The organism is Brevundimonas sp. A19_0 (assembly GCF_017744255.1).
In the GTDB taxonomy this organism is placed as follows: Bacteria; Pseudomonadota; Alphaproteobacteria; order Caulobacterales; family Caulobacteraceae; genus Brevundimonas.
The window spans coordinates 34674-58039 of sequence record NZ_JAGHQP010000008.1 but is presented as its reverse complement, the minus strand read 5'-3'; the positions used below and the strand labels follow the sequence as shown (position 1 = coordinate 58039).

At 69.9% G+C, this 23366-nt stretch carries 22 protein-coding genes; 7 read left to right on the top strand and 15 right to left on the bottom strand.

The annotated features are described in order from the left end of the window. Position 1 precedes the first annotated feature (1 nt). Entirely contained in the window at positions 2–520 is a 519-nt protein-coding gene (locus J7346_RS09180; RefSeq protein WP_245157762.1) for a hypothetical protein, read from the top strand. A 3-nt stretch (positions 521–523) separates the two neighbouring features. Here the strand turns inward: J7346_RS09180 and pgi are convergent, their stop codons facing one another. Beyond that, positions 524–2158, bottom strand: coding sequence for a glucose-6-phosphate isomerase (pgi, locus tag J7346_RS09175; RefSeq protein ID WP_209119611.1), 1635 nt, complete (start codon positions 2156–2158; stop codon positions 524–526). 144 nt (positions 2159–2302) lie between these two features. Between pgi and J7346_RS09170 the strand changes: the two genes are divergently transcribed. Further along, entirely contained in the window at positions 2303–2785 is a 483-nt protein-coding gene (locus tag J7346_RS09170; protein WP_209119610.1) for a hypothetical protein, read from the top strand. A gap of 17 nt (positions 2786–2802) precedes the next feature. On the opposite strand, the gene J7346_RS09165 is transcribed toward J7346_RS09170, so the two are convergent. The 3 genes from J7346_RS09165 to J7346_RS09155 form a co-directional block, all read right to left on the bottom strand. Further along, complete coding sequence (locus J7346_RS09165; RefSeq protein ID WP_348521483.1) at positions 2803–4968, bottom strand: thioredoxin family protein; 2166 nt, start codon at positions 4966–4968, stop codon at positions 2803–2805. 114 nt (positions 4969–5082) lie between these two features. Beyond that, positions 5083–5550, bottom strand: a complete 468-nt coding sequence (locus J7346_RS09160; RefSeq protein ID WP_209119609.1) for an OmpA family protein — start codon at positions 5548–5550, stop codon at positions 5083–5085. Positions 5551–5641: 91 nt separating this feature from the next. Next, complete coding sequence (locus J7346_RS09155) at positions 5642–5998, bottom strand: YMGG-like glycine zipper-containing protein (RefSeq protein WP_209119608.1); 357 nt, start codon at positions 5996–5998, stop codon at positions 5642–5644. A 186-nt stretch (positions 5999–6184) separates the two neighbouring features. On the opposite strand from J7346_RS09155, the gene J7346_RS09150 reads away from it, so the two are divergent. The 5 genes from J7346_RS09150 to J7346_RS09130 all read left to right on the top strand — a co-directional run bounded on the left by J7346_RS09150 (position 6185) and on the right by J7346_RS09130 (position 10877). Next, positions 6185–6520: a hypothetical protein gene (locus tag J7346_RS09150; RefSeq protein ID WP_245157761.1), complete on the top strand. Its 336-nt coding sequence runs from the start codon at positions 6185–6187 to the stop codon at positions 6518–6520. A 56-nt stretch (positions 6521–6576) separates the two neighbouring features. After that, entirely contained in the window at positions 6577–7530 is a 954-nt protein-coding gene (locus J7346_RS09145; RefSeq protein WP_209119607.1) for a diacylglycerol kinase family protein, read from the top strand. Continuing rightward, positions 7530–8408 carry a metallophosphoesterase gene (locus tag J7346_RS09140; protein ID WP_209119606.1) on the top strand — a complete coding sequence of 293 codons (879 nt, stop codon included), beginning with the start codon at positions 7530–7532 and terminating at the stop codon, positions 8406–8408. Before J7346_RS09145 ends, J7346_RS09140 begins: the two co-directional genes overlap by 1 nt. A 111-nt stretch (positions 8409–8519) precedes the next feature. After that, positions 8520–10121 carry a bifunctional phosphoribosylaminoimidazolecarboxamide formyltransferase/IMP cyclohydrolase gene (gene purH / locus J7346_RS09135; protein WP_209119605.1) on the top strand — a complete coding sequence of 534 codons (1602 nt, stop codon included), beginning with the start codon at positions 8520–8522 and terminating at the stop codon, positions 10119–10121. 6 nt (positions 10122–10127) lie between these two features. After that, positions 10128–10877 (top strand): dienelactone hydrolase family protein, encoded by a 750-nt coding sequence (locus J7346_RS09130; RefSeq protein ID WP_209119604.1) that lies wholly within the window; start codon positions 10128–10130, stop codon positions 10875–10877. On the opposite strand, the gene J7346_RS15025 is transcribed toward J7346_RS09130, so the two are convergent. The 11 genes from J7346_RS15025 to infB form a co-directional block, all read right to left on the bottom strand. Next, the gene (locus tag J7346_RS15025) at positions 10874–11323 is read right to left on the bottom strand and encodes an OsmC family protein (RefSeq protein WP_209119603.1); all 450 of its coding nucleotides are present in this window, start codon (positions 11321–11323) and stop codon (positions 10874–10876) included. The two genes, J7346_RS09130 and J7346_RS15025, sit on opposite strands and share 4 nt — an antisense overlap. A gap of 1 nt (position 11324) precedes the next feature. Then, positions 11325–12359, bottom strand: coding sequence for a tryptophan--tRNA ligase (trpS, locus tag J7346_RS09120; protein ID WP_209119602.1), 1035 nt, complete (start codon positions 12357–12359; stop codon positions 11325–11327). A 45-nt stretch (positions 12360–12404) separates the two neighbouring features. Then, a complete protein-coding gene (gene murJ / locus J7346_RS09115; protein ID WP_209119601.1) occupies positions 12405–14135 on the bottom strand; it encodes a murein biosynthesis integral membrane protein MurJ in 1731 nt (576 codons plus the stop codon). A 120-nt stretch (positions 14136–14255) separates the two neighbouring features. Next, positions 14256–16493: a polyribonucleotide nucleotidyltransferase gene (gene pnp / locus J7346_RS09110; RefSeq protein WP_209119600.1), complete on the bottom strand. Its 2238-nt coding sequence runs from the start codon at positions 16491–16493 to the stop codon at positions 14256–14258. Positions 16494–16712: 219 nt separating this feature from the next. Beyond that, positions 16713–16982 (bottom strand): 30S ribosomal protein S15, encoded by a 270-nt coding sequence (gene rpsO / locus J7346_RS09105; protein ID WP_209119599.1) that lies wholly within the window; start codon positions 16980–16982, stop codon positions 16713–16715. Positions 16983–17001: 19 nt separating this feature from the next. Next, positions 17002–17964 carry a tRNA pseudouridine(55) synthase TruB gene (gene truB / locus J7346_RS09100; RefSeq protein WP_209119598.1) on the bottom strand — a complete coding sequence of 321 codons (963 nt, stop codon included), beginning with the start codon at positions 17962–17964 and terminating at the stop codon, positions 17002–17004. Further along, on the bottom strand, positions 17964–18407 hold the full coding sequence (rbfA, locus tag J7346_RS09095) for a 30S ribosome-binding factor RbfA (protein ID WP_209119597.1): 444 nt from the start codon (positions 18405–18407) through the stop codon (positions 17964–17966). The genes truB and rbfA overlap by 1 nt, the downstream gene beginning before the upstream one ends. Before the next feature lie 73 nt (positions 18408–18480). Then, positions 18481–19173, bottom strand: a complete 693-nt coding sequence (locus tag J7346_RS09090) for a DUF2459 domain-containing protein (protein WP_209119596.1) — start codon at positions 19171–19173, stop codon at positions 18481–18483. Between the two features lie 25 nt (positions 19174–19198). Further along, a complete protein-coding gene (locus tag J7346_RS09085) occupies positions 19199–19738 on the bottom strand; it encodes a hypothetical protein (RefSeq protein WP_209119595.1) in 540 nt (179 codons plus the stop codon). A 72-nt stretch (positions 19739–19810) separates the two neighbouring features. After that, positions 19811–20329, bottom strand: a complete 519-nt coding sequence (locus tag J7346_RS09080) for a hypothetical protein (protein WP_209119594.1) — start codon at positions 20327–20329, stop codon at positions 19811–19813. A 35-nt stretch (positions 20330–20364) separates the two neighbouring features. Further along, positions 20365–23325: a translation initiation factor IF-2 gene (infB, locus tag J7346_RS09075; protein WP_209119593.1), complete on the bottom strand. Its 2961-nt coding sequence runs from the start codon at positions 23323–23325 to the stop codon at positions 20365–20367. Positions 23326–23366: the final 41 nt, after the last annotated feature.

The following is a 23366-nucleotide window of genomic DNA, read 5'->3' as shown; positions in this document are numbered from 1 at the left end:
CATGAACCGCTCCGAAAGCCAGATCCATGCCCGTGCCGTGGCCCGCCCCGCGCCGACCGCACGCCCGGCGGTCCTCGCCGGCCTGATCGCCGCCGCGACCGTGGCGACCGGCCTGATGGCGGCCGATCCGGCGGCGGCCCAGTCCTATCGCTATGACCGCTATCCGGACCGCGACCGGTCCTCCAGCACCGAAGATGTGCTGATCGGCGCCGCCGTCGGCGCCGTGGCGGGCGCCCTGATCGGCAATGGTGACGGCGAATACATCCTCGGCGGAGCCGTGGCCGGTGCAGCCATCGGCGCCACGGCCAACCGTGGCGACAACTGCGACTACTATCGCGACGGGCGCTGCTACCGGAACCGCGGCCACTGGGAGCGCGAGCACGGCATCAACAGCCGCGACCGGAACTACTACGGTCGGGATCGCCGCGATGATCGCTATGACCGTCGCTACGACCGCCGGTACGATCGTCGGGATCGCCGCGACGACCGCCGCGACTATCGCTACGACCGCCGCTGGTAGGCGTCAGGCCAGCCGGTCGAACAGAGATCGCGTTGACGGGTCCCACATCTGTGGGGCCCGTTTTTCGTGGGCCGCCGCCAGCACCCGCTTCGCCATCACCTTGCCCAGCTCGACGCCCCACTGGTCAAAGCTGTTGATGTTCCAGATGACGCCCTCGACGAACGTCTTGTGCTCATAGAGGGCCAGCAGCGCCCCCAGCGCGTGCGGCGTCAAGCGATCCATCACCACCGTGGTCGAGGGCCGGTTGCCGGGGAAGGTCCGGTGCGGGGCCAGACGGTCGGCCTCGGCCGGATCCAGCCCGTCGGCGATCATCCCCTCGCGCGCCTCGGCGGTGTTCCGCCCCCGCATCAGGGCCTCGGCCTGCGCCAGGGCATTGGACCACAGGGGGGCGCCGTCCACCCCGGGCATCGTCTCGCGGACGACGATAAAGTCGGCGGGCACCGCCTCCGGGCCCTGATGCAGCTGCTGGAAAAAGGCGTGCTGGCCATTGGTGCCGGGCTCCCCGAACACCACGGGCCCCGTGCCGTGCGCCACGGCCTGACCGTCGCGGACCACGCCCTTGCCGTTCGACTCCATCTCCAGCTGCTGCAGAAAGGCCGGCAGGCGACGCAGGCCGTGGGCATAGGGGGCCACGGTGCGGGCGCGCCGCTCCAGCCCCTCGACATTATAGATCTCGGCCAGCGCCATCAGCACGGGCGCATTCCAGCCCGGCGGGGTCTCCAGCGTGTGCCGGTCCATGTCCGCCGCCCCGGCCAGCAGGTCCCGGAAAGCCTCTCCGCCCAGGCCGATCACGCATGACAGGCTGACGGCCGACCACAGGGAATAGCGCCCGCCGACCCAGTCCGAAAAACCGAACACCCGGCCACAACCAAAGGCCTCGGCCCGGTCCGGCGCCGCCGACACCCCCACCAGATGGCGCCGCAGCCCCTCGGCGGGCAGGGCAGCGGCCAGCCAGTCGCGCGCCAGCGCCGCATTGGCCAGGGTCTCCTGGGTGGTGAAGGTCTTGGAGACCACGATGACGAGCGTCGAGGCCGGATCCAGTCCGCTCAGCGCCTCGGCCATCTCGCGCGGGTCGATATTGGCCACGAACCGAACGTCCACCTCGGGATCGACCGGCCGCAGCGCATCCCACACCAGCCGCGGGCCCAGATCCGATCCCCCGATCCCGACATGCACCACAGCGCGGAAGCGGGCGCCGGTCGCCCCGGCATGCTCGCCCGACCGGATCGCCTCGGCAAAGGCCACCATCTGGTCGCGCACCTGCTCGACCTCGCGCGAGACCGGCTCGCCCAGCGCCTCGAAATGCGCGCCGTCCGGTGCCCGCAGGGCCGGATGCAGCACCGCCCGCCCTTCGGTGTCATTGACCGCCGCCCCGCCGAACAGGGCCCGTTTCCAGGCCGGCACGTCACAGGCGTCCGCCAGCGCCAGACAGGCCTCCAGTCCCTCGCGGGTGAAGGCCTGTTTCGACAGGTCCAGCCACAGCCCGGCCGCCTCGAGCGTCAGCCGCTCCACCCGGTCGGGCTCGGCCTCGAACAGGGTCTCGATCCGCACATCGCGGTCACGCCGCGCGATCGCCTCAAGGGCCGTCCAGGCATCCGCCCGGCGTTTGGCATCGGTCTCGGGCAGGGCGGGGGTCATGGGCAGCTCCGGAACAGGACGGGGAACGTCAAGGCCTCGTTTACGGCTCGGGCGTAAACCGGTGCAATCCCCCCGGTCGACCTGATTCGGGATGCGCCGACGGGTCGACACCATTCAAGGGCCCCCGTGCCCGGAAAGGTCATCATGTCCTGTGGACTGGCGGTCGCCACGGCCCTGCTGCTCACCAATCCCGATGTGGCGCTCGCCGCCTCGATCGATCCGGCCGCCGTGCCGGCCGACCTGACCGGTCTGGTGACCGAGCCCCTGTTCGTCGACATCGTCTCGCGCGCCGAACACCTGAAGGGCGTCACCGAGGGCTGGGCCGCCAGCGGCGCCGTGCACCAGCCGAACTTCCTGACCGGCGAAGACTGGCTCAGCTTCCGTACCGAGGCGCTGGCCCTCAGCGACCTCGACATGCAGGGCCACCTGATCCTCAAGTCGCGCGAGAGCCAGGGCGACATGACCTGCATACTCCGGGGCCTGTCGGAGGACATGCCGCGCCGGATCGCCGACATGGAGGCCGCCGACACGCGCGAAAGCCGTGATCTGGCCCTGTCGGAACTGGTGCACCTGTTCGACGACAACATCGCCGTCATCACCGCCCCGGGTCAGACCTTCCCCGAATAGAGCCTCGGCTGAAGCGATCAGCGGCCCGCGTCGCGGACAGCCTCGGCCACCAGCCCCGGCGTCAACAGTTGCGGCAGGACGCGCGGCTCCGCCTGTCCGGGCGCATAGAGCAGATACAGCGGCACGCCCGAGCGCCCGTGACGCTCCAGCTCGCGGGTGATGGCCGGGTCGCGCACGGTCCAGTCGCCGACCAGATAGACGCCGCGGGTCTCCGCCAGCGCCTCGCTCACCTCGCCGGATGACAGGGCCACCCGCTCATTGATCTTGCAGGTCACGCACCAGTCGGCGGTGAAATTGACCAGCACGGGGCGCCCCTCGGCCCGCGCGGCCTCGACCGCTGCGGATGACCAGACCCCGGCGACCAGCGCTTCGGCCCCGTCTGCGGACGCGGCCGACACCTCCGGCTCCATCCGGGCGGCCACGGCCAGGGCGGCCCCTGCGGCCAGCAGCGAGATCAGGCCAAGGACCACCGCCCACCGCCCGGCGCCTGCCTGTCGCGTGCCCCACAGCCACAGGGCAAAGGCCAGCATCAGACCCGCCAGCAGGCCCAGCGCCAGCACCTCGCTGCCCGCTTGCCGTGCCGCTACCCACATCAGCCACAGCGTCGTCGCATACATGGGAAAGGCCAGCAGGCCCTTCATCCGGTCCATCCACGGTCCCGGCCGCGGCAGGCGTGCCAGCAGCGGCGGGCTCAGGCTGATGGCCACGAACGGCAGGGCCAGACCCAGCCCCAGCATCAGGAACACGATCAGCGCGGCCGCCCAGGGCATGACCAGAGCCGCGCCCAGCGCCGCCGCCATGAAGGGGGCAGTACAGGGCGCCGCCACCGCCACCGCCAGCACGCCCGTGAAAAAGGCCCCGGTGCCGCCCGGCAGGCGCGCCAGCCGGGCCTCGCCCAGCCCCTGAAGCGACTGGCCGATATGATAGACCCCCGACAGGTTCAGCCCCACCGCCAGCGTCAACAGCGCCAGCGACAGCACCACGACCGGGTTTTGCAGCTGAAAGCCCCAGCCGATCGCCTCTCCCGTTGCCCTCAGGCCCAGCATCAGCCCGGCCAGCAACAGGAAGGTGACCAGCACACCCGCCATAAAGGCCAGACCGTCGCGTCGCGCCTCGCGCGGATCATGGGCCGCGCGGGCCAGCGCCGCCGCCTTCATCGCCAGAATGGGGAAGACGCAAGGCATCAGATTGAGGATCAGCCCGCCCGCCAGCGCCAGCAGGGCCGCCTGCAGCAGGGCCGACAAATCGAACCCGCCCCGGGCCTGTGCGTCGCTGTCGAGCGCCCCCGAGCCGCTCGTGCCCTCCGGCAGGGGGCCGGGTCGGGCAATGATCTCATAGGCCCCGCGCGCGGTGGTCAGCACCCCGGCGATCGGCTCTGGCGGCCCGTCCGCAGGCCGGCTGCCCGGGCGGAGCTTCAGGGCCAGCCCCTCCGGCCCCCAGGTCCCGGTCTGGGGCGCGGCATGGTCGATCACATCCGTCGCGAACGGATAGAAATAGACCGGCCCCGGACCGCCCTCGCCCTTGAGCGCATCCCCGGTCACCGCCAGCGTCAGGGTGCCGTCATTGTCTCGCTCGATGCGGGCCTCCAGACCTGCGGGGCGGGGCGCGCTGTCCAGCACGGCCTGGATCGCGTCGGCATGGGGGGTCTCGAGCGCGCGTTGGTCGGCCGCCCCGACTGGCAGCCTCAGGGCCAGCTCCAGCTGGTCCGGTACGCACATTTCGGCGCTGCATACCAGAAACAGGGCGGTCACCGACAGATCCAGCCTCTCGCCCGGCACCGCATCGGCGGGCACGGCGACCGGCACCGGCAGATAGACGACGCCCTCATAGCCGTAGTTCATCAGCCCGGAGAGCGGCAGGCGCTCCGGTGTCGGCCAGACGATCTCCCCGGCTTCCAGCCCCTCGGGAAGGTGCCAGCTGAGGGTGGTGGCCCCGCCGGAATCCCCGGGATTGCGCCAATAGGTGTGCCAGTCGGGCCGGATGTCCTGTCGGACCGCCAGGATCAGGGTCGATCCCGGCGTGGCGCTGGCCGTCATCGACACCAGTTCCGCCGTGATCCGCTCGGTCGAGGCCGGGCCGGTCCTGGCCGCGATTGAGCTTTGCGCATGGGCCGGGGCGACGGCCGACAGCGCCAGCAGCGCCACCGGCAGCAGCCGTCGCAGGAACAGGAACAGGGTCGGCACCGGCGCTCTGGGCTCCCGAAGCAATGAGGACGGCGCGACCCTAGGCGCGCGCGCGCGCCGGGTCACCTCCCTCGGGGACGCTCATGCCTGATCTGCGACGGCGGGACGCACGGCCTAGCGCGGGGGCGCGGCCTCGATCAGCACTTCGGTCCGGCGGCGCAGCGGTACGGCCGTCCCGTCGCCCGACGTCGCGCCCGTATCGCCCGCCACAGCGATCTCGAACACCGGCAGGGGCCAGCCCTCGGCCTCCAGGGCCTCGGTCACCACAATGGCCCGGCGCTCCGACAGGGTCTGGTTGGCGGCCGACGATCCGGTCGACGAGGCCAGACCGATGACCACGACCTTGCGGATGTCACACCCGCGCAGCTGGTCGGCCGTCATGCGGATGGCCTGCATCGCCGGGTCCGTCAGGCGCGCCTGACCCTCGGCGAAATAGATGTCGAACCGCTTGGCGGTGCAGGTCGCGGGCTCGACCACCAGGTCGCTCCGGTCGCGGAACGGCCCGTATCCCGAACAGCTCGCCAGCCCGACACCGGCGACCGCCGCCAGTGCCGCAAAACGCGAAATCGATACCGATGCCATGCCATATCTCCCCAACCTGGCCCTCACCCTAACAGAAAAAGGCGGCCCCTCCGCACGGAAAGGCCGCCTTCTCCTTCAGATTCGGGTCCGATCAGTACCGCGGCGGGTTCCGACGCGTACCGTCTTCCCAATAGCAGTCCCCTTCGGGGTAGCAGTAGTAGTAGGCGCCGCGCTGCTGGTCGTAGTTGCGGCGCTGGTTGGCGCGGTCCTGGTTCGAGCCGCGGATGGCGCCGGCGGCACCGCCCACGGCGGCACCGATGGCCGCACCGGTGCCGGCACTGCCGTCACCCACATTGTTCCCGATGATGGCACCGGCGACTGCGCCGATGGCCGCACCGGCCGCGCCCTGACGGACGGTCTCGTTGGTCCCGCCGTAGCCGTACGGGTCGCTGGCGCAGGCCGTGGTCAACAGGCCGGCGGCCGCAATGGCGAAAATCGCTCTCTTCATCGTCAATCCCTTTTCCCTTCAGTTCGCCCCCGGGGTGAGAACGCTGGATTATGGCCCCGGTTCCTCGACTATATCTCGCATTAAGACTGTATTAAGGTCCGGGAGACGGGGCCGGGGGGCATACCAGCCGGGGCCCCTTCAAGAACCAGGGGGTATTTGCGTATGCGTTTCAACCAGATCACTCGGATGGCCGACGACGGGCATGCCAGCCCCGTGTGGGCCCGCAAGAAGCGCCGCTCGGGCGCCGGCCTGTCGGGCATCATCGGACTCATCATCGTCCTCTTGGCCGTGTTCGGGGCCCTGACGGTGGCGCTGGGCATCAAGGAAGGGTCTGTCGCCGAAGGCGGTGCCACGATCGACCGCTGGCTCACCAGCGGCGTGAACGGCGCCAGGGGTCTGGTTGGTCAGGCGCCCGAAGCGGCCGAAGCCGTGGCCGACGATGCCGGGGATCTGGCCGAAAAGACCGGCGACGCCCTCGAAGCCGGTGCCGAGCGCACGGCCGAGGAACTCAAGAACCCCTGATCGGGTCTTCGTCCCTGGCGGCTGGAACACCCGGACCTTCGGCACGTTCAGCCGCCATGGCGGAAACCTTGACCATTGAAGAGACGTCGACCGCGCGGCCGCTGACGTCTGCCGTGCCCCTGCGCTCGATCGTGGTGCTGGTCAATCCGCTGTCCGGCGGCGTGGGCGACGGCGCGCTCGAGGCAGTCGAGGCCATCCTCGCCGACTACGACATCCAGGCCACCCTGATCGCGCTGGACGCCGATAATTTTGACGCCCGGATCGACGAAGCCTTCGACGCAAAGGCCGATGCCCTGTTCGTGCTGGCGGGTGACGGCACGGCCGGGACCATCGCGGCCCGGGCGGGACCGGACGGCCCGCTCATCGCGCCCCTGCCCGGCGGCACGATGAACATGCTGCCCAAGGCGCTTTACGGCACTGCAGACTGGAAGAAGGCGCTCCGGAGCGCGCTGGAGTCCGGCACCGAGGTGCCGGTTGCCGGAGGGCGCGTCGTCGACCGCATCGAATCCCGGCCCTTCTACTGCGCCGCCATTCTGGGGGCGCCCGCCCTGTGGGCACCGGCGCGAGAGGCGGTCCGCGTGGGTCGCCTGCGTCTCGCCTGGCTGCATGGCCAGCGCGCCCTGAAACGCGCCTTCACCGGGCGCCTGCGCTACACCCTGGTCGGGGAAGGCCCCGGCCGCGCCGAGGCCCTGGTGCTCATCAGCCCCACCATTTCGCGCGCCATGGAGGCCCCGACGGGGCTGGAGGCCGCCGCCATGAACACCCGCGGGGCGGTCGACGCCTTCCGTCTGGCGGCGCATGCCCTGTTTGACGACTGGCGCCGGGATTCCTCGGTCCGGACCCGTCCGACCCGCTACGTCACCGTGTCGGCCCGCTCGCGCATTCCAGCGGTGATCGATGGAGAACCGACCCTGCTCGACGCCGAGGCCGAGGTCGTCTTCGACGCCGTGGCCTTCCGCGCTCTCGCCCCTGCCGCCGATGCGGAGCCGTCGGGGGAGGAAGGGGTCTAGTGGGGCGGATCATCCAGGTTTCGGACGTGCATTTCGGCTGCGAGATCCCCGAGGCGGTGACCGCCGTTCACGACCTGCTGCACGACGTCCGGCCGGACCTGACCCTGATCACCGGCGACATCACCCAGGTCGGCGCGCGCTCCGAATTCCTTGACGCCGCCCGCTGGATCGACAGCCTGCCGACGCCGGTGTTCGTCACGGTAGGCAACCACGACGTCCCCTACTGGGATGTGATGGCGCGGGTCTTCAATCCCTGGGGGGCGTTCGAGGACGCGGTCGGCCACCCGGCGCATGACCACCAGTTCAGCGCCCGCTTCACCGACACCGCCCTGATGGTGCGCGGCATCACCACCGCCCGTGGCTGGCAGGCCCGCCTCAACTGGTCAAAGGGCGTGATCGATCTGGACCAGACGTCGCGGGCCGCCGAGGCCCTGTCGCGCGCACCCGTGGGGGCACTCCGCATCGTCGCCGTCCACCATCCCCTGATCGAAATGGAGGGTGCGCCCGTCACCGGCGATGTGAAGCGCGGCCGCCGCGCCGCCCAGCTGTTCGCCGACGCCGGCGTCGATCTGGTGCTCAGCGGCCATGTCCATGTCCCCTTTGCCCTGCCCATCCAGCTGGGAGACCACAAATCCTATGCGGTCGGCTGCGGGACCCTGTCGCGACGGCTGCGCGGCGTGCCGCCCAGCATCAACCGCATCGAGTGGGACGACCGCTCCATCACCGTGACCGTGCTGGCCTTCGACGGAACGGCCTTCGTCGAGGACAAGGTCTGGACCCTGGCCCGCCGTCAGGACACCCGCCATGCCGAGACCGCCCCCCGCCCCGAGGCGGTGGCCGCCGACATGCAGCAGATGGCCGACAGCGAGGCGCGCTGATCTGCCTTCCGGCTGGCCGGGTGCACGGCGGGCGTGACCATTGCCGAGGGGAATGCTAGACGCGCGGTCCTTCCGCCGCCCTCCCCGCGCCCCTCCAGACCGAGCCCCGTCATGCCTGCTGCTCCCGACTTTCCGCCCGCCCCCGATGCCGTTCGCCCCGTCCGGGCGCTGATCTCCCTGTCCGACAAGGCCGGGCTGGTCGAGGTCGCGCAGGCGCTGAACGATCTGGGCGTGGAACTGGTCTCGACCGGCGGCACGCGGGCCGCGATCGACAAGGCCGGCCTGCCGGTGCGCGATGTCGCCGACCTGACCGGATTTCCGGAGATGATGGACGGCCGGGTGAAGACGCTCCATCCGGTGGTGCACGGCGGCCTGCTGGGGGTCCGCAATGCCCCCGCCCATGCCGCGGCGATGGAGCAGCACGGCATCGGCCCGATTGATATCGCCTGGATCGATCTCTACCCCTTCGAATCCACCGTTGAATCGGGCGCGGGCTTCGAGGCCTGTATCGAAAACATCGACATCGGCGGCCCGGCCATGATCCGCTCGGCGGCCAAGAACCACGGCCACGTCGCCGTCTGCGTCGATCGCGAGGCCATGGATCAGGTGATTGCCGCGCTCAAGGCCGACGGCGCGACCTCGCTGGGCCTGCGCAAGCAGCTGGCCGCGCGCGCCTTTGCCCGCACCGCCGCCTATGACGCCGCCGTCAGCGGCTGGTTCGCCGACCGGGTCGAGGATGCGGCCCCGGTCCGCAAATCGATCGCCGGCACCCTCGCCCAGACCCTGCGCTATGGCGAGAACCCGCACCAGTCGGGCGCCTTCTACCGCACCGCCGATCGCCGTCCCGGCGTCGCCAATGCCCGCCAGCTGCAGGGCAAGGAGCTGGGCTACAACAACATCGCCGACGCCGACGCCGCCTATGAACTGGTCGCCGAGTTCAGCGAGCCGGCCTGTGTGATCGTCAAGCACGCCAATCCCTGTGGCGTAGCCATCGGGACCGACCTGTCGGCGGCCTATCAACGGGCGCTGGCCTGCGATTCCGTCTCGGCCTTCGGCGGCGTGGTCGCGGTCAACCGGCCGCTGACGGCCGCCGACGCCCGGCTGATCACCGACATCTTCACCGAGGTGGTCATCGCCCCCGGCGCCGATGAGGAGGCGATGGCGGTCTTTGCGGCGAAGAAGAACCTTCGCCTGCTGCTGACCGACGGCCTGCCCGATCCGATGCAGGCCGGCTCGGTGTTCCGCTCGGTCGCCGGGGGCTTCCTCGTGCAGTCGCGGGATCTGGCGCGGATCACGCCCGCCGACCTGACCATTGTCACCAGACGCCAGCCCACCGACGCCGAGGTGCGCGATATGCTGTTCGCCTTCACCGTGGCCAAGCACGTCAAGTCCAACGCCATCGTCTATGCGAAGGACGGCCAGACCGCCGGCATCGGCGCGGGCCAGATGAACCGCCGCGACAGCGCCCGCATCGCCGCCATCCGCGCCCGCGAGGCCGGAGAGGCCCAGGGCCTGCCGTCTCTGGCCGAAGGCTCGGCCTGTGCCTCCGAGGCCTTCTTCCCCTTCGCCGACGGCCTGCTGGAAGCGGTCGCCGCCGGGGCCACCTCGGTCATCCAGCCGGGCGGGTCGATCCGCGACGCCGAGGTGATCGCCGCCGCCGACGACAAGGGCATCGCCATGGCCTTTACGGGCACCCGGGTCTTCCGGCACTGATAGTCAATGGACACGCTAGCGCAACGCTGGGCCCGGCTGGAGCCGCATGTGACGGTGGTGGGACCGGACGACGACCGGCCGCGCCCGGCGGTCCTGCTGTTCCACGGCTGCGGGGGCGTCCGCGACCACCTGCCCCTCTATGCCGAGGCGGCGAAGGCGGCGGGCTGGCGGGCATACATCATTGATTCCTACGCGGCCCGGGGCTGGAACCGCACGTTCGCCATGGCCACCGTCTGTACCGGTCTGCATTTTCGGGGACACGCCCGCGGCGGGGATGTGCTGGCCACCATCGACGGCCTGTCGCGCCGGCCCGAGGTCGATGCCGGACGCCTGTGCCTCGCCGGCTGGAGCCACGGCGGCTGGGGCATCATGGAAGCCATGAGCGCCGATCCCCGCCCCGGGGCGCTCGGCTTGTCGGACCCGGCTGCCTGCGACCTCGCAGGGGTGAAGGGCGCCTGGCTGGCCTATCCCTACGTCGGCTTCCTCGCGGCCAACCGGATGAAGCCCTGGCGCCATTGTCCGAAGACCATCGGCGTCATCGCCCGCACCGACCACCTGACGACGGTCCGCAATGCCGAGCGGGTCCATGCCATGGTCCGCAACTGCGGGGCTGACGTCGAGACCTGGATCGCCGAGGGCACCCATGCCTTCGACGAACCGATGAGCGCCCCGCCCATGCGCCACGACCCCGAGCTGACGAAGGAGGCGATCCGGCGCTTCAGCGCCCTGCTGACCGATCTGGCGCCCGCTCTCTAGACGGGCTCGACGACGACCTCGCCGCGGATCGAGTTGGCCAGATAGCAGGCCTCGTGCGCGCGGTGGTGCAGGTCGTCCAGCACCTCGGCCGAAGGGGTCTCGCCGACCCAGCGGATGTCGGGGCGCAGGGTCACGCGGGTGATCGAGACCTTGCCCCGATCGTCCCGGCCCATGTCGGCCACCGCGGCGTCGGTATAGCGGTCGACCGTCAGGCCGGCCCTGGCCGCAAAGGCCAGAAAGAACAGCATGTGGCAGGCCGAGACCGCCGCCACCAGCGCCTCTTCCGGATCGACAGCCGCGGGGTCAGAGCCCGGCACCGGCGGGGCGGACGAGCCCCGCACCACGGCGCCCCCGTCAAACCGCCAGTCGTGCGCCCGCGAATAGGCCCCGTCGGTGAACGGTTGATCGCCGCGCGACCAGTCGACCGTGGCGGTATAGGTGCTCACCTCAGGGCCTCCAGAAACCCACGATCTTCTTGACCTCGTCGACGACCGGATCGGCGACGGCCGAGGCGCGCTCGGCCCCGTCCTTCAGCACCCGGTCGATCTCGGCCGGATCGGCCATCAGGCGGCGCATCTCGGCCGTCACCGGGGCCATGGCGGCGACCGCCACCTCGGCCAGCTTCGGCTTGAAGGCGCCAAAGCCCTGCCCCGCGAATTCGGCCAGCACGGCCTCCTTCGTCTGGTCCGACAGGGCGGCATAGATTGTCACAAGGTTCTTGGCTTCCGGCCGCCCCTCCAGCCCGTCCATCGTCTCGGGCAGGGGCTCGGGGTCGGTCTTGGCCTTCCGCACCTTGGCGGCGATGGTGTCGGCATCGTCGGTCAGATTGATGCGCGACAGGTCCGAGGGGTCGGACTTGGACATCTTGGCCTGACCGTCGCGCAGGCTCATGACGCGCGGCGCGGGGCCCTGAATGACCGGCTCGGGCTGGGGGAAGAAGCCCGGCACGCCAAAGTCATTGTTGAACTTCTGGGCGATGTCGCGGGTCAGCTCGAGGTGCTGTTTCTGGTCCTCGCCCGTCGGCACCTCGGTCGCCTTGTAGACGAGGATGTCGGCGGCCTGCAGCACCGGATAGGTATAGAGGCCGACCGAGGCCCGCTCCTTGTGCTTGCCCGACTTCTCCTTGAACTGGGTCATCCGGTCCAGCCAGCCGAGGCGGGCGACGCAGTTGAACACCCAGGCCAGCTCCGCATGGGCGCGCACCGCCGACTGCGGAAAGATCACGGAGCGGGCCGGGTCGAGACCCGAGGCCAGATAGGCGGCGGCGATCTCGCGCGTCTGGGCGGTCAGCTTGTCCGGCTCCTGCCAGACGGTGATGGCGTGCAGGTCGGCGACGAACAGGAAGCACGGGGCGCCCGCGTCCTGCAGCTGGGTGAAGCGCTTGAGCGCGCCGAGATAGTTGCCGAGGTGCAGGGCACCCGAGGCCTGGATGCCGCTCAGAATGCGGCGCGGACCGGAATAGACGGGAGGCGTATCAGTCATGGTCAGGGCCATGCCCCAGCCGGGGCGGGGTGGCAAGAGCGGGCATCAGCCCTTGCCGCCGTTGCCGCGCTGGACCAGCGCCCTGAGCTCGGCAATCGTCACGGCCCGGGTCGCCAGCGCCAGCCCGGCATAGGCCAGTCCGCCCAGCGCCGAGACCAGCCCCACGGCGATCTCCTTGGCCCCCACCGACAGGCCGGCAGCAGCCAGCACGTCCTGGATCTCGGGCTGATAGTACGGCCGGGCCCAGCTGGCGAAGGCGACCAGCGCCCCCATGCCGGCGGCGGCCAGGGTGATCCGGATCAGGCGCGAGACGAGGGCGGGCCCCGGGCGGTAATGGTCGCGCCGCCACAGGGTCAGGGCCAGCAGGCCCGCGTTGGACCAGGCCGCGGCGCTGACGGCGGCGGCGATGCCCGGCACGCCCATGCCGGCATAGAACAGGCCGATGGCCAGCACCGCATTGACCGCCACCGACACCAGGGCGAACCGCATGGGGCTCTTCGTATCGGTGCGCGCGAAGAAGGCCGGGGCCAGGATGCGGATCAGCACAAAGGCCGGCACGCCCCAGCCGAACTGGAACAGGGCCCGGGCGGTGGCCTCGGCATCGACATCGAGGAAGGCGCCGCGCGTGAACAGGGCGTCGATCAGGAAATAGGGCATGCCCATCAGGGCGGCGGCGGCGGGCAGGGTCAGGGCCATGGACAGCAACACGGCCTGATCCATCGAGGCCTTCTGCCGGGCATGGTCATTGGAGGCCACGGCCGCCGACAGGCGCGGCAGAAGGGCGATCCCCACGGCGACCCCCACCAGACCCAGCGGTAGCTGGTACAGGCGGTCGGCGGTCGCCAGCCAGGTCCGGCCCCCGTCCACGAAACTGGCCAGATTACCCGAGATGAAGACGTTCAGCTGGGTCGCGGAATTGCCCACGGCCGCGGGGATGGCCGTGATGATGATCGCCTTGACCTCGGGCGTCAGCCGCGGGAGCGCCAGATGGATGTTGGCCCCGGCCTTGCGCACCGCCCACCAGCACAGGCCGGCCTGGGCCACGCCCGCCGCCAGCACTGCCCAGGAGGCGGCATAGGCGGCCTCGATCTGGCTGCCCTTGGCCGGCAGGACGGCGGCCAGCATGATCACGTTCAGCAAGATGGGATAGGCGCCCGAGACGATGAACCGCCCGCGAGCATTCAGCACCCCCGACAACAGGGCCGCGACCGCCATACAGGGCAGATAGGGCATGGTGATCTGGGTCAGGAACACGGCCAGCCTGTAGCGTGCCGGGTCCTCGAGGAAGCCGATGTTGATGACCATCATCAGCCACGGCATGGCCAGCTGGGCGAGGATCGTCAGCACTACGGTGACCATGGCGATCATGGCCAGGGCCTGGGTCGCCACCCGGTCGGCCTTCTCCGGCCCGTCCGTTTCCAGTGTCCGCGAATAGGCGGGCACGAAGGCGGCGGCGAACGCCCCCTCGGCAAAGATGCGCCGGAACAGATTGGGGAAGCTGAGAGCCGTATTGTAGGCGTCGGCGGCGGGTCCGGCCGAGGCGCCCAGCGCCGCCGAGATCACCACATCGCGCGCAAACCCCGCGCCCCGGCTGATCAGGGTCAGACCGCTGAAGATGGCCGAGGATCGCATCATCCCGCCGCCCCGCCGGGCTGGCGGGCTCGCGGGGGTGGTCCCGCCGGGGGTGGTGGTGGCCGTGGCCTCGGGCGTCGGAACGGTCTCGGGGGGCAGGCTCACCGGCAGGCTCGGATCAGGATCGGAGGAAATGTCAGCCATAGGCCGATTTCGACGATGGCGCACTCATCGATAACGGCGCGTGAATGGGCCGGGGCGACGAGGGCGCACGAAAAAGGCCCCGGCGTTTCCGACGGGGCCTCTTCCTCACAGAGATTGCGATCAGTCGCGACGACGGCCACGGCTGCGGTCGCGGCCACCGCCGTCACCGTCCCGCTTCGGACGGCCGCCGGTGTCTTCCGACAGGGGCGGCTCGCCCCGTTCGGCGCGCTCGGCGTTGATCTTGTCGGTGATGTCCTCACCGGTTTCCTGATCGACGACCTTCATCGACAGCTTGGTCTTGCCGCGGTCGTCGAAGCCCAGGAACTTGACCTTGACCTCCTGGCCTTCGGACAGGACGTCGGCCGGGTTGGCGACGCGCTCCAGCGAGATCTGCGACACGTGGACCAGACCGTCCTTGGCGCCGAAGAAGTTCACGAAGGCGCCGAAGTCGACGACCTTCACGACCTTGCCGGAATAGATCATGCCGGGCTCGGGCTCGGAGGTGATCGACTTGATCCACTCGCGGGCGGCGTCGATCTTGTCCTGTTCCGAGGCGGCGATCTTGACCGTGCCGTCGTCCTCGATGTTCACCTTGGCGCCCGTCTTTTCGACGATCTCGCGGATGATCTTGCCGCCGGTGCCGATCACGTCGCGGATCTTGTCGACCGGGATCTTGATCTGCTCGATCTTGGGCGCGTACTCGCCGAGCTCGGTGCGGGCACCGTCGATGGCCTTGTCCATCTCGTCGAGGATGTGCAGACGGCCGGCCGACGCCTGGGCGATGGCCTTCTTCATGATCTCCTCGGTGATACCGGCGACCTTGATGTCCATCTGCAGGCTGGTGATGCCGTCACGGGTGCCGGCCACCTTGAAGTCCATGTCGCCCAGGTGATCCTCGTCACCCAGGATGTCCGACAGGATGGCGAACTCGCCCGAGGGCTCCAGGATCAGGCCCATGGCGATGCCCGAGACCGGCTTCTTGAGCGGCACACCGGCGTCCATCAGGGCCAGCGACGATCCGCAGACCGTGGCCATCGAGGACGACCCGTTCGACTCGGTGATCTCCGACACCAGACGGATGGTGTAGGGGAATTCTTCCGAGGTCGGCAGCATCGGGCGAATGGCGCGCCAGGCCAGCTTGCCGTGACCGATTTCGCGACGACCGGCGCCGCCCATGCGGCCCGTTTCCCCGACCGAATAGGGGGGGAAGTTGTAGTGCAGGAGGAACTTCTCCTTGTACGTCCCGGTCAGGGCGTCGATGTACTGCTCGTCCTCGCCGGTGCCCAGGGTGGCGACCACGATCGCCTGGGTTTCACCGCGGGTGAACAGGGCCGAACCGTGGGTGCGCGGGAAGACGCCGACTTCCGAAACGATCGGACGGACCTTGTCGAGGGCGCGACCATCAACGCGGTGGCTGTTCTCGATGATGTCGCGACGCAGGACCTCGGCCTCGCATTCCTTGAAGGCGGCGGCGAACCTGGCCGGCTCGACGCCGTCCGGGTTCTCGTCCGTCTTCACCAGGGCCTCGGCGGCCTTCTTCTTGGCGGCGCCGACCGCTTCGTGGCGGGCGTGCTTGGCCTGGTGGGTATAGGCGGCCTTGATGTCGTCGCCGACCAGCTTCTTGATCGAGGCGACCACGTCCGAGTGATCCTCGGCGGTGAAGTCGAACGGCTCCTTGGCGGCGTGTTCGGCCAGGTCGATGATCGCATCGATGACCGGCTGCATGCCGCGGTGGGCGAACATCAGGGCTTCGAGGAAGGTCTCTTCCGACAGCTCCCTGGCTTCGGATTCGACCATCATCAGGGCGTCCTGGGTGCCGGCGACGAACAGGTCCAGATCGGAGTTCGGCATCTGGTCCAGCGTCGGGTTCAGCACCAGCTCGCCGTCGATGTAGCCGACGCGGGCGCCGCCGATCGGGCCCATGAAGGGCACGCCCGACAGGGTCAGGGCCGCCGAGGCCGCGACCATGCCGACGACGTCCGGATCATTTTCCAGATCGTGCTGCAGCACGGTGACGATGACCTGGGTCTCGTTCTTGAAGCCCTTGACGAACAGCGGGCGGATCGGACGGTCGATCAGGCGGGAAACCAGGGTTTCCTTTTCGGTCGGACGACCTTCACGCTTGAAGTAGCCGCCGGGGATGCGACCCGCGGCAAAGGTCTTTTCCTGATAGTTGACCGTCAGGGGGAAGAAATCGAGGCCGGGCTTGGGCGCGCGGCCATAGACGACGGTGGCCAGCACCACGGTCTCGCCATAGGTGGCCAGAACCGCGCCGTCCGCCTGACGGGCGATGCGGCCCGTTTCCAGCGTCAGCGGGCGACCGGCCCACTCAATGGTCTTGCGTTTGATATCGAACATATTTTCTCTTTCGTATCCCATGGCCGGATTGCCGATGGGGGCGGACAGTCAGGGCTATTCTCAGTCCTTCGGGCCCAGGAACCCGGATACGCCGTCGCATCCGGGCGGGGGTGGAAGAGGACCGGCGTGGCCCTCGCGTCGTGGAGGCGTCTGCCTCCGGTCCGCCGATGGCGGATAAGAGAAAGGGCCCGTCAAGCGGGCCCTTCCCGTCACCTGGCCCTAGCGGCGCAGGCCCAGCTTTTCGATGATGGCCTGATAACGGGCCGCATCTTTTTTCTTGAGGTGGTCCAGAAGGCCCCGGCGTTGCGACACCAGCTTGAGCAGGCCGCGACGGCTGTGGTTGTCCTTCTTGTGGGTCTTGAAGTGCTCGGTCAGGTTGGCGATCCGTTCGGTCAGGATGGCCACCTGCACTTCGGCGGAACCGGTATCGGCGGCGCCGCGAGCGTTATCGGTGATGACTTCGGCCTTGCGTTGAGGCGTAATCGACATCGGGCAGTCCTTTCTTGCCCTATCGCTCGGCCCGCGGGGCCTCGCTGCTTGAGGGCTGGAGGTTGAAAACGCGGTCGGGTTCAAGCCGACCGGCCCGCATCGAACAGAGGGCGACCAGGGTTCCGTTCCCGAATACCGAAACGGTCCGCGAGCCGGGCCGGAGCCGGGCTTTCAGCGTTTCGACGTGTCGGGGAAGCAGAACGATCGGCCGTCCCTGCCGAAGCGAGAAGGCATCCGTCTCGGTCACGGCCAGGTCCGGGATGTCGTCCAGAGCGGTCGCGACCGGAAGGAGACCTTCCGAGGCGGCGCCCCTATGCACCATTTCCCGCAGAATATCCAGTGTGACCGCCGATTCGGTCGAAAACGGCCCGACCCGCTCCCGCCGCAGCGCCGTGACATGGCCCTCGGCCCCCAGCATCGCCGCCAGATCCCGCGCCAGCGAGCGGATATAGACGCCCTTGCCCGTGCGCACGGTGATCTCGACGCTGTCGGTGTCCGACATCGTGATCGCCGCTTCATGGATGGTCACGGGGCGGGCTTTCAGCTCGAATTCCTCGCCATCCCGCGCCAGGTCATAGGCGCGCTGGCCGTCGACCTTGATGGCGGAAAAGCGCGGCGGCACCTGTTCGATATCGCCGACGAAGGCGGGCAGGGCGGCCTCGACCGCCTCGCGCGACGGCCGCACGTCCGAGCGCGCGATCTCGACACCCTCGGCGTCCACGCTGTCGGTCGACACGCCCCAGGTGACGGTGAAGCGATAGACCTTTTCGGCGTCCATCATGAAGGGCACGGTCTTGGTCGCCTCGCCCAGGGCGATCGGCAGGATGCCGGTGGCCAGCGGGTCCAGCGTCCCGGCATGACCGGCCTTCTGCGCATCGAACAGGCGCCGGACGATCGACACGGCCTGGGTCGAGCCCATCTCCAGTGGCTTGTCCAGACAGACCCAGCCGTCGACCGGCTGCCCGCGCTTGCGGCGGCCCATCAGTCGGCCTCGTCCCCGTCGTCCTGCAGGTCGGCCTGCACGCGCGGGTCGGCCAGCAGGGCGTCCATGCGGGCCGCGACCTCGAAGCTCTCGTCGTGACGGAAGCGCAGGTCGGGCGTGAACTTCATGTCGATCCGCCGGCCCAGCAGGCCGCGCAGGAATTTGGCGTGGGCATTCAGGGCCTTGACCACTTCGCTCTCGTGGCCGGCGACCGGCGCGGTGTCGATCCCGGCCCCCAGCGGTTCGACGAAACAGGTGGCGTGCTTCAGGTCCGGCGACAGGCGTACCTCGGTCACCGTCACCGACACCCCGGACAGGGCTTCGTCGTGGATGTCTTCCTCGCGCAGGATGTCGACCAGGGCGTGGCGCACCAGTTCGCCGGCGCGCAGCTGGCGCTGGCTGGGGCCGTGACCGGCCGTGTCGCTGTGTTTGCGTCGGCTCATGGCGGGTCCTTCCCGTTCAGCGACGCCCGGCCCCGGACCTGACGGCAAGGGGCGGACGGCAAGGGGGCGCGGTTTAGTCGCCCGGTGCGCCCGTGTCCAGCGTAGCGGCCCGGGCCTCCGCTCGCGCATCCGCCAGCACCGAGGCGGCCACAGGCGCCCGCCCCGGGTGAACCGTCAGGCCGGCGGCCGACAGCACCTCGGCCGTCCAGCGATTGCACATCCGCCCGATCCAGAAGGTCTCGTGCGAGGCATAGAAGCGGGTCCGCCCGTCCGGCGCCGTGGCGACCAGCCGGGGGCCGCCCTCCGAAACATCCAGAGAGGCCTCGATTCGTGCGGCCAAAGCCTCGAAGGCCTCCGGGGAAAGGCGGATGCGCACCTGCCGCTCCGGATCCCGCACCGGCCGCATCCGCGCGACAGGGCTGAGCATGAGCACCGAGGCATTGCCGCGCGCGAACAGGGCCCGCGCCCCGTCGGGCAGGCGCCCCATGATCGGCGTCTGGTCGACATAGAAGCGCGCATCACCCCAGCCGATCCGCACCGCCTCGCCCGGCGCCAGCGCCGCGACCCGCTCGGCCAGCGGCCCGCCCCGCGCCAGAAGCGGCGCGCGATCCATCACCAGATCGGTGTGAAAGCCGTTGCTCTCGATACTGACCGTGACGGCATCCGGGCCCGGCGGAGGAAGGGCCGGACCCTGCTCGGTCCAGCTGACCAGGCCCAGGATCGCGCCGATCAGGCCCGCGATCAGGATACGGATAGCCCCGCCCATTCAGTCTCTCCCCACGAATGTCGGCTCAGGGAAGACGGAAACTCAGGCGCGAACAAGGCCGCGCCTCGCCCTCCGGCCGGTCGGCAAAGGCGGCCAGTTCCAGCCGGTCCCCGCGCGAGGCCAGCGCCAGATAGCGGGCCGGATATTCGGGGCACAGGGCCTGCCCGCCGGGGGCCGGGTCCAGCGCCACGATCTCGCGCAACTCGACCTGATGCCCGGCCGGAAGGCGCAGGGCGGCCAGCGGCGGCTCGGACGCATCGGCGATCCGCAGCGGCCGGGTCTGCATCCGGCCGAGACCCGCGATGTCCAGTTCGGCCCCGTCCGCCATCAGCAGGGTCCACGGCGACCGCTCGTCCACCGCCGCAAACTGTCCGCGCAGACCATTGTCGACCGCCTCGGTCGGCAGGCTCGAGGAGGGAGTCTCCGCCCGGGGCGACAGGCGCGTCCAGACGTCATCCAGCCCGGCGCGGGCGCGCACGACCGTCTGCTCGGCCCCACGCTCGTCGAAGGCCGACAGCAGCAGGACCAGCACCAGCACCCCGAACAGGTCGAGCAGGCGCTTCATGCGTCAGGAAAGGTGAGGCGGGCGGGAGTCATTTCTCCCACGCTAACAGCGATCGCCGAGGCTTCGGAAGCCCTATCGCGCGGAGGGCGAGGTTTCGTCGGCCCGGGGCGCCGCGGCGCCGTCGGGCAGGCTCCATTCGCCGCGATAGGCATAGCTGAGCGTCACACAGTGGCGATAGGTGCCGTCGGCCCAGCGGCCCACGGCGTGCATGGCGATCGGATCGCCCTGGCGGATACGGCCGGTCAGCAGCCAGGCATCGTCGGCTCCCGGGCACAGGGCCCGCACCAGACCGCGGCCGTCGCCTTCCTTGACGATCTGATAGACGTCATTGGCCCGGACGCCGTCCGGCAGCACCGACCGTGTGGCGGCGGGGCCGCCCCGGCGGATCTCGGCCGAGCCGCGGGCCGAGGTCGAGAACAGTCTCTGCACGCTGACGGCGCCAAAGAAGTTCCGGTGGATCTCGATGGTGATGCCCTTGGTCAGGGCCTGGGTGACGCGGTCGGCCGCATCATAGGCCCAGTAGCGGGTCTCCGCCGCCGCCGGGCCCGCCGTGAGCGCCAGCAACAGAAGGCCTGTGGCAAGACGGATCATGGGCGGTCTCCGGACAGCGGGCGATCAGGCGCGACCTACAGCTCGCGCTTGATCTCCTCGACGGTGAAGCATTCGATGAGGTCGCCTTCCTTGATGTCCTGGAAGCCCTGGAACTGCATGCCGCATTCCTGGCCCGAGGGCACTTCGTTGACCTCATCCTTGAAGCGCTTGAGCGTATTGAGCGTGCCCAGTTCCAGCACGACGATGTCGTCGCGCACGATCCGGACCCGCGCGCCCTTGCGGACCACGCCCTCGGCCACCCGGCAACCGGCGATCTTGCCGATCTTCGAGATGTCGAACACCTGAAGGACCTTGGCATTGCCCAGCCAGGTTTCGCGCTGGATCGGGGCCAGCATGCCCGACAGCACGCCCTTCATGTCGTCCAGCAGGTCGTAGATCACCGAGTAGTAGCGGATTTCCACGCCTTCCCGGTCGGCCAGCTCGCGCGCCTGTTTCGAGGCGCGGACGTTGAAGCCCAGGATCGGGGCCCCGGCCGTCTTGGCCAGGTTGACGTCGCTCTCGGTGATGCCGCCGGCGCCCTGGAAGACCACCCGGGCACGGACCTCGTCGTTGCCCATGGCCTGCAGCGATCCGGAGATCGCCTCGGCCGAGCCCTGCACGTCGGCCTTGATGACCACCGGCAGCTCGCTGATCTTCTGGGTGCCCAGCTTGGCCATCATGTCGGCCAGCGAGACGGGGTTGGAGGCGGTTGCCTTCTCGCGCTGCTTGCGCTCGCGGAAGTCGGTCAGCTCGCGGGCGCGGGCCTCGGTCTCGACCACGGCAAACACTTCGCCGGGCGAGGGCGGCTCGTCCAGGCCGAGGATCTCGACGGGCGTCGAGGGTCCGGCCTCTTCCAGCTGGGCGTTGCGTTCGTCCAGCAGGGCGCGAACCTTGCCCCAGGCCGAGCCGGCCACGACGATGTCGCCGCGACGCAGGGTGCCGCGCTTGACCAGCACGGTACCGACCGGGCCACGGCCCTTGTCCAGCTTGGATTCGATGACCACGCCTTCGGCCGACCGGTCCGGATTGGCCCGCAGGTCCATGACCTCGGCCTGCAGCAGGACAGCGTCCAGCAGTCCATCCAGATTGGTGCGTTCCTTGGCCGACACCTCGATCACCTGGGTGTCACCGCCCAGGCTCTCGGCGATCACCTCGTGCTGCAGCAGCTCGTTGACGACCTTCTGCGGATTGGCACCGGGCTTGTCGATCTTGTTGACCGCCACGATCAGGGGGGCCTCGGCCGCCCTGGCGTGCTGGATGGCCTCGATCGTCTGGGGCATGACGCCGTCGTCGGCCGCCACCACCAGGATGACGATGTCGGTGACATTGGCACCGCGCGCCCGCATGGCCGAGAAGGCCGCGTGGCCCGGCGTGTCGAGGAAGGTGACGCGCTGGTCGTCCTTCAGACGCACCTGATAGGCGCCGATGTGCTGGGTGATGCCCCCGGCCTCGCCCGTCGCCACATCGGTGGTGCGCAGTGCGTCCAGCAGGCTGGTCTTGCCGTGGTCGACGTGGCCCATGACGGCCACGACCGGATAGCGGGGCGTGGTGGCGTCGGCGTCATCCGCCTCGGCCAGGAAGCCTTCCTCGATGTCGGAGTCCGACACGCGCTTGACGGTCATGCCGTATTCGTCGGCCACCAGCTCGGCGGTGTCGGAATCGATCACGTCATTGATCTTCATCATCATGCCCTGACGCATCAGGAACTTGACGACGTCGACGCCGCGCACGGCCATCCGGTTGGCCAGATCGCCGACGGTGATGACATCGGGGATGACCACTTCGCGCGGACGGTTCGGCACTTCCGACGTGCCGCCCTTGCGTTTTTCCTTCTCGCGTTCGCGGGCGCGGCGCACCGAGGCCAGCGAGCGCATCCGCTCGGCGGCGTCCTCGTCTCCACCGGCCAGGGCCTGGATGGTCAGGCGGCCTTCGCGACGCTTGGGCTCGCCGCGCGTGCGGCTGATGGCCTTGCCCGGCCCGGCGTCCGAGAAGCGCCGATCGCGATCGTCCTCACGACCGCCACGGCCCGAAAATCCTCCGGCCGAACGGCTGGGACGCGACACTTCCGGCGTGGCGGGCGCGGCAGCGGGAGCCCCGCGACCGGCGGGCGCTCCACGACCACCGGGGCCGGGGCGTGCGGCGCCGGGGGCCGGGCGCGGCGCATTGGCCGAATACCGAACGGGCTCGCTGGGCACGCGCGGGCGACCGGCGGCACCGCCGGCGGGACCGCTCAGGGCGACTTCACGGGCCGAACGACCGCCAAAGGCGGGGCGCTCGGGCGGATCGCGGCGCTGCTGGCCCGGCTTGGGCACGCGCTGGCCGAAATTGACCGCCGGGCGGGCCGGACGGGCCGGGGCCTCGGCGGGCCTGGCCTCGGTCGGAGCCGCCGGCTTCTCCTCGGCGGCCGGTGCGGGGGCCTGGGTCGGTTCAGCCTTGGCGGCCGGCTTGACGGGCTTTGCCTCGGCCTTGGGTGCAGCAGCCCCCAGTTTGGCGGCTTCGGCGCGGGCCGCTTCGGCAGCGGCGCGGGCGGCAGCGGCTTCCGACTGCGCGGCTTCGGCCTGTTTGCGCGTGGCTTCCTCGCGGGCGGCGCGCTCGGCGGCTTCGGCCTTCTCGCGGGCGGCGCGTTCGGCCTGGGCGGCCTCAATGGCGCGGCGGCGGGCTTCCTGTTCCTCGGACGACAGGCCACCGGCTTCGGTCGGAGCCGAAGCGGGCGCGGCCGGGCGCGGCGGCGCCGGGCGGCGTCCGGCGACGTCAAAGCCCTGGGTGCGCGGCTGCACGGGCGCTCCGGCGCGACGCTTCGTCTCGACCACAACCGTCTTGGTGCGACCGTGGCTGAAGCTCTGGCGGACCGTGCCGGTCGACACGGACCCCGTCGAGCGCGGCTTGAGGCTCAGCGGTGCGCGCGGACCCGTCTGCGGGGTCGCGGCACCAGAGGCCTTGGCGCTCGGGGTTTCGGTCGTCTTGCCGTCCTGGGTCTTGTCGTTCTCGTCGGTCATCCGGTCGCTTCGTCTGGACGCCGGGACAATCCCGACGCCAC